Annotated in this window: 6 protein-coding genes; 3 read left to right on the top strand and 3 right to left on the bottom strand. The window is 66.1% G+C overall.

The genetic code is table 11. The annotated features are described in order from the left end of the window. The 3 genes from ELR45_RS39715 to arc form a co-directional block, all read left to right on the top strand. On the top strand, window positions 1-336 hold a 336-nt coding region (locus ELR45_RS39715; RefSeq protein WP_205857576.1), incomplete at its 5' end, for a CBS domain-containing protein. 71 nt (window positions 337-407) lie between these two features. Beyond that, a complete protein-coding gene (locus tag ELR45_RS30505) occupies window positions 408-1,265 on the top strand; it encodes a tRNA (adenine-N1)-methyltransferase (RefSeq protein ID WP_129669649.1) in 858 nt (285 codons plus the stop codon). Window positions 1,266-1,400: 135 nt separating this feature from the next. Then, entirely contained in the window at window positions 1,401-3,056 is a 1,656-nt protein-coding gene (gene arc / locus ELR45_RS30500; protein WP_129669673.1) for a proteasome ATPase, read from the top strand. 101 nt (window positions 3,057-3,157) lie between these two features. Here arc and ELR45_RS30495 read toward each other — a convergent pair whose 3' ends face one another. The 3 genes from ELR45_RS30495 to ELR45_RS30485 are packed head-to-tail and all read right to left on the bottom strand — an operon-like array spanning window position 3,158 to window position 6,264. After that, a complete protein-coding gene (locus ELR45_RS30495; protein WP_129669648.1) occupies window positions 3,158-3,982 on the bottom strand; it encodes a carbohydrate ABC transporter permease in 825 nt (274 codons plus the stop codon). Continuing rightward, window positions 3,979-4,917, bottom strand: a complete 939-nt coding sequence (locus ELR45_RS30490; RefSeq protein ID WP_205857575.1) for a carbohydrate ABC transporter permease — start codon at window positions 4,915-4,917, stop codon at window positions 3,979-3,981. The genes ELR45_RS30495 and ELR45_RS30490 overlap by 4 nt, the downstream gene beginning before the upstream one ends. A 6-nt stretch (window positions 4,918-4,923) precedes the next feature. After that, the gene (locus tag ELR45_RS30485; RefSeq protein ID WP_165368244.1) at window positions 4,924-6,264 is read right to left on the bottom strand and encodes an ABC transporter substrate-binding protein; all 1,341 of its coding nucleotides are present in this window, start codon (window positions 6,262-6,264) and stop codon (window positions 4,924-4,926) included. Between the last annotated feature and the right edge of the window lie 166 nt (window positions 6,265-6,430).

The following is a 6,430-nucleotide window of genomic DNA, read 5'->3' as shown; positions in this document are numbered from 1 at the left end:
CAGGCCGACCTGCCTGTCTCCGAGGCCCTGCGGCATGCCCACGAGGCCGGCGCGACGTCGATGATCCTCGTCGACTCGGCCGGGCGCCCGACGGGCGTGGTCAGCGAGGCGGCGCTCGCGGCCCTGCCGGAGGAGCGACGGCCGTGGGTACCGGTGGCCAGTACGGCGAAGTCACTGCAGGACGGGATGGTGCTCGGCCTCGGGGTCAGCGGCGAAGACCTGCTGCGGGCGATGCGCCGGCAGCCGACGTCGGAGTACCTCGTCGTCGATGAGGGCGGACGGGCTTACGGCGTGCTCGTCGCGTCCGACGTCGACTCCACACTGTCTCGCTCATGATCATCAACCGTTGACCACAGTCACATGTGGCTCACGGTTGATGATCATCGGTAGAAGATAGCCTTCCTGACATGTCCACCACCGAGACAGCGCGACGAACCGGACCGTTCGACGAAGGCGACCAGGTCCAGCTCACCGACCCCAAGGGACGGCATCACACGATCACCCTTCAAGCAGGCAAGGAGTTCCATACGCATAAGGGGTCGTTCCAGCACGACGCACTGATCGGGCAACCCGAAGGCATCGTCGTCACATCCACCGGCGGTACCGCTTACCTGGCGCTGAGGCCGCTGCTCAACGACTACGTCCTGTCCATGCGCCGCGGCGCGACCGTGATCTACCCGAAGGACTCCGCGCAGATCATCGCCATGGCCGACATCTTCCCCGGGGCCAGGGTGGTGGAGGCCGGCGCCGGATCGGGCGCGCTGGCCATGTCACTGCTGCGGGCGATCGGGCCGGACGGCGCCCTGCACTCGTACGAGCGACGTGAGGACTTCGCGGAGATCGCCACCCAGAACGTCGAGCAGTTCTTCGGGCATGTCCCGGCTACCTGGCGGCTGACCGTCGGGGACCTGGTGGAGCAGCTCGACGACGGCGAGGTCGACCGGGTCATCCTGGACATGCTCGCGCCGTGGGAATGCGTCGAGCCGCTGACGCGCGTGATCGTCCCGGGCGGCCTGCTGTGCTGCTATGTCGCGACGACGACCCAGTTGTCGAAGGTCGTCGAGACCATCCGGGAGCACGGCGGATTCACCGAGCCTTCCAGCTGGGAGACCATGCTGCGCACCTGGCACGTGGAGGGCCTGGCGGTCCGTCCCAGCCATCGGATGGTCGGCCACACCGGCTTTCTGGTGACGACACGCCGGCTCGCTCCCGGTGTGTCCGCGCCGTCACGCCGTCGCCGCCCAGCGCCCAGCGCCGAGGCGTGATCAAAAGGCGTGAACTTCTCGTCACGATCGATGGCGAAGCGGCGAGAACCGGGTAAGCGAATGTAGGGTCATGGAAAGAGCGACACCCGACGAGGAGGTGCGACCGTGGCAACTCAGGATGACGGCTTCGAGCACATGCGTCGAGGATCAGGGCGAGAGCCTTCTGAGCTCGCCGGCGAGGTGGCCTTTCTGGAGGCCAGGCTGGCGTCGGTCACCGCACAGAACGAACGGCTCGCGGCCACGTTGCGCGAGGCGCGCGACCAGATCGTGGCGTTGAAGGAGGAGATCGACAGGCTGGCTCAGCCACCATCCGGGTTCGGCACGTACCTTGCGCGTCACGAAGACGGCACGGTCGACGTCTTCACGGGCGGGCGTAAGCTGCGGGTCGCGGTGAGTCCTGATGTGGACGTCGATACGCTCCGCCCGGGGCAGGAGATCATGCTCAACGAGGCGCTCAACGTAGTGCGCGCCTTGGAGTATGAGCGCGTGGGTGAAGTCGTCATGCTCAAGGAGCTGCTCGCCGATGGCGAGCGGGCCCTGGTCATCGGCCACACCGATGAGGAACGCGTCGTCCGCATCGCATCGTCCTTGCAGGACACGGGGCTGCGGTCGGGTGACTCAGTGCTGCTGGAGCCACGCGCCGGGTTCATCTACGAACGCATCCCGAAGAGCGAGGTCGAGGAGCTGATCCTCGAAGAGGTTCCGGACATCGACTACCACGACATCGGCGGGCTGGGCGGCCAGATCGACCAGATCCGGGATGCTGTGGAGCTGCCATACCTGCATGCCGACCTGTTCCGAGAGCATCAGCTGCGGCCCCCGAAGGGTGTCCTGCTCTATGGGCCGCCAGGCTGCGGGAAGACGCTGATCGCCAAGGCGGTCGCGAACTCACTGGCCAAGGAAGTCGCGCGGAAGCTCGGCAAGTCCGAGGGGAAGTCCTACTTCCTGAACATCAAGGGCCCGGAGCTGCTGAACAAGTACGTCGGTGAGACCGAGCGGCACATCCGCCTGGTCTTCCAGCGGGCACGCGAGAAGGCCAGCGAGGGCACCCCGGTCATCGTCTTCTTCGACGAGATGGACTCCCTGTTCCGTACCCGTGGCTCGGGTGTGTCGTCGGATGTGGAGAACACGATCGTCCCGCAGCTGCTGTCCGAGATCGACGGCGTGGAGAGCCTGCAGAACGTGATCGTCATCGGCGCCTCCAACCGGGAGGACATGATCGATCCGGCTATCCTGCGCCCAGGACGCCTCGACGTGAAGATCAAGATCGAGCGGCCTGACGCCGAATCTGCCAAGGATATCTTCAGCAAGTACCTCACGACCGACCTTCCGCTGCATGCGGACGACCTCACCGAGCATGGTGAGGATGCCGCCGCGACGGTCGATGCGATGATCCAGCGGTCGGTGGAGCGGATGTACTCCGAGACCGAGGAGAACCGCTTCCTGGAGGTCACGTATGCGAACGGGGACAAGGAGGTCCTGTTCTTCAAGGACTTCAACTCCGGTGCGATGATCCAGAACATCGTCGACCGGGCGAAGAAGATGGCGATCAAGGACGCACTCGACATGGGCGTCAAGGGCCTGCGGGTCCAGCACCTGCTGAACGCCTGCTTCGACGAGTTCAAGGAGAACGAGGACCTGCCGAACACCACGAACCCGGATGACTGGGCGCGGATCTCCGGCAAGAAGGGCGAGCGGATCGTCTTCATCCGGACCCTGATCTCGGGCAAGACCGGGGGAGAGGCCGGGAGGTCCATCGACACGGTCGCGAACACCGGCCAGTACTTGTAGAACATCGAAGCCGTCAGAAAAGGTGCCGGAGCGTTCCTCCGGCACCTTTTCTGTGGTCGCGTTGGTTGTGGGAAGGTCGAGGAGCGGAGAGTAACGGGGAGTCAGCCTTTGAGGGCGCCTTGGAGGAGGCCGGCGATGAAGCTGCGCTGGAAGGCCAGGTAGAGCAGCATGATCGGCAGGATCACGATCACCGTGCCGGCGGACAGCACCGGGATGTTCGTGGTGTGCTGTCCGACGAAGTAGCCGAGCCCGGCCGGGGCGGTGCGCCGGTCCGGATCCTGAATCAAGATCAGGACCAGCAGGAACTGGTTCCATGACCACATGAACACCAGGACCGCGAGAGTCATCAGCGAAGGCCGGGCGAGCGGCAGCAGGATCTGGCGGAGAATCATGCCCGGCGACGCGCCGTCGACGCGAGCCGCCTCCATCAGCTCGGGCGGCGTCGCCCGGAAATGTGTGCGCATCCAGAACACGCTGAACGGCATGAACAGCGCGATCTCCACCAGGATGACCGCCCAGTAGGTGTTCAACAGGCCCACCGAGTCCAGGTTGAAATACAGCGGTACGACGATCAGCTCCACCGGGATGGTCAACCCGGCCACGAAGAACATGAACACCGCGTTGCCCCCGGGCAGGCGCATGGTTCCCAGCGCGTAGCCGGCCAGCGTGGAGAGCAGCAAGGTGGCGGGGACCACGCCCAGGCAGATGATGAAGCTGTTCTGGATCAGTCCGGAGAACCCGGCGACCGTCCATGCCTCCCGGTAGTTGTCGAGGCTCCACTGATCCGGCCAGGACAGTCCGGTCACCGTGCTCCCGGACGGCTGCATCGAGGCGAAAAAGATGCTAAGGAACGGCACGACGATACCGACGGCAAGCAACGTCAGGATCACGTAGCCGGACCACCGTTCGGTCCGCTGTAGGTTCATGGGTCCGTCCTGGTCAGGCGGTTGATCGCGAACACGATGGTGAGGATCAGGCAGGACAGGACCACGGCGATCGCCGCCGCCAGGCCCACCTTGCCTTCGGAGAAGGCCAGCCGGTAGACCAGCAGACCGGGCACCGTCGTCTGCGAGCCCGGACCTCCACTGGTGGTCACGTAGACGATGTCGAAGCTGGCCAGGGCGGCGACGGTGGTCACCGTCATGGCGACGGCGATCTCGCCGCGCAGCGCCGGGAGGGTGACCGTCACGAACTCGCGCACGGCACCGGCCCCATCGAGGCGCACCGCCTCGTACAGACTGGTGTCGACCTTCTGTACACCGCTCAGGAAGAGCATCATGCACAGACCGCTCATCGCCCAGGTGCCCACCAGGCCGACGGCGGGTAGGGCGAAGTCGAAGTCGCCCAGCCACGCGCGGGTGAACCCGTCCAGCCCGACGCCTCGGAGCAGCTGATTGACCACACCGTCGTCGCCGTACATCCACCGCCAGGTGATCCCGACGGCGACGAGCGGGACGATTTGCGGCAGGAAGAACAACACTCGGTAGAAGGTCATGCCGCGTCGCCGGTGCCGGGAGAGCAGCCCGACCATCAGCAGGCCGATCAGGATCGGTATCCAGGAGAAGAAGGCGACGAGGAGGAGGGCATGGCCGACGGCGTTGCGGTAGTCGGGATTGGAGAAGACCTCCCCGTAGTTCTCCAGCCCCACCCACGTCGCCAAGGTCACCCCGTCCCAGTCGAACAGGGAGAGGTAAGCGGTGTGGAACGCCGGCAGGATGGCGAAGGTGACGTAGAAGACCAGCGCCGGCAGGACCCAGAGGTAACCCTTGTACCGTCTGAGCCCGCCCCGGCCGCCCGCGCGCTGCGGTGTACGGGCAGACGGGACCGGAGCCTCGTCTTTCAGGCGGGTGAGAGCGGACAAGGCCGGCTACTCTTCGTGGTGCTCGTCGCGGATGCCCTGGAGTTCGTCCAGGAACGCCTGCGGCTCCATCCGGCCGGCGATCAGCGACTGGATGCCGGAGGACAGCGCGTCGTACGTCGCCGGCGCGGAGAAGTCGGGGAAGACGTTGAGCCCGTCGGCCTCCACCACCCTCGCGAACTCCGAGTTCAGGTCGCCCAGCACACCCTCTGCCTCCGGCGCCGCGTCGACGTTCGGGGGCAGGAACCCACCGTGGGCCTCGATCTCGGCCGCCTCCGGGGACGCGAGGAAGTCGAGGAACGCGGCCGCGGCCTCCGGATGCTCGGTCTGGGATGAGATCGCGTATGAGACGCTGAAGCCGGAACCGACCGCCGGCGCGTCCTGCTCGAGACCGGGCAGCAGGAAGAATCCCGCGTTGTCGCCCATCTCGTCGGCGACCTGAGCCGCGGCCCAGTTTCCGTTCATCAGGAACACGCTCCTGCCGTCGACGAACTGCGCGGTCGACGCCTCCTGGTCCGTGCCGTTGGCCGAGTCGTTGAAGTTGCCCTGGTCGGCCCACTCGGTGAACTTCTCCGTGGCCGCGAGCGCTTCGTCGGTGGAGATGCTTCCGCCCGCCTCACCGGTGACCCATGCCCGGTAGTCCTCGACCGGCATCATCGAGTTGAGCAGGGCAGCCCACATGTGGGCGCCGCCGGAGTCGAGCGCGCCTATGCTCAGCGGCGTGTGACCGGCCTCGCTGGCCGCCTCGAGCGCCTGCTCGAACTCGTCGAGCGTCGCCGGTGGTATCTCGATGCCGGCCTCGTCGGCCAGCTCCTTGTTGTAGAAAACGCCGGTCAGAGACATGCCGGCAGGCACTGCTCGCAGACTCCCGCTGCCGTAGACCTTGCCGGTCTCGTCGGCGGTGAGCTGCTCCAGGCCGACCGAGGGGAACGACTCCTGCCATCCATAGGCCTCGCTGTACGGGTCGAGGTTGAGCAGGTGGCCGCTGGGGATCAGATCGGACATGGCACCGACGTTGAACTGGGCGATGTCCGGTGCGCTGTCGGAGGTCATGTTCAGCCGGATGCTGGCGACGTAGTCGGTGAACTCGGTGAACTGCGGCTCTATGGTGACCTGCGGGTACTCTTCCTCGAACGCGGCGATCAGCTCGTCGACCATCTCCGGCCCGTCGACGAAAGCCAGCCTCAACGTGGCGTCCTCGTCCGGGACCTCGGTCGAGACGGATTCCGCCCCGTCGGAGGAGTCCGAGTCATCCGAGCCGGCGTCTTCACTCCCCGGCGTGCAGGCCGCTAAGACGGCCGTGGCTGCTGCGGCAGCGAGCGCCGCCCTGATCAATCGTGTCTTCGCCATCGTGGTCCACTCCTCAGATGTGGTCGGCATGCGTAGGGTCGTCGCGGGAGTCGGTAGCGCCGACAGAGACGACCGTGCCCGTGGTGCGAGCCCGCTCGGCGGCCCACACGAGCTCGTGGGAGGCGTAACTGTCCTCTGGCGAGGCGAGCGTCGGCGACTCGCCGCC

It is taken from the genome of Phytoactinopolyspora endophytica (genome assembly GCF_004138495.1).
Lineage (GTDB): Bacteria > Actinomycetota > Actinomycetes > Jiangellales > Jiangellaceae > Phytoactinopolyspora > Phytoactinopolyspora endophytica.
Note: the sequence above shows the minus strand (reverse complement) of the source record. Positions and strands in the feature narration are given on the sequence as shown.

Excerpts from the sequence above, each read along its gene's own strand:
- ELR45_RS30505 (WP_129669649.1), top strand. The coding sequence starts at position 408 with ATGTCCACCACCGAGACAGCGCGACGAACCGGACCGTTCGACGAAGGC.
- arc (WP_129669673.1), top strand. The coding sequence starts at position 1,401 with ATGCGTCGAGGATCAGGGCGAGAGCCTTCTGAGCTCGCCGGCGAGGTG.
- ELR45_RS30495 (WP_129669648.1), bottom strand. The coding sequence starts at position 3,982 with ATGAACCTACAGCGGACCGAACGGTGGTCCGGCTACGTGATCCTGACG.
- ELR45_RS30485 (WP_165368244.1), bottom strand. The coding sequence starts at position 6,264 with ATGGCGAAGACACGATTGATCAGGGCGGCGCTCGCTGCCGCAGCAGCC.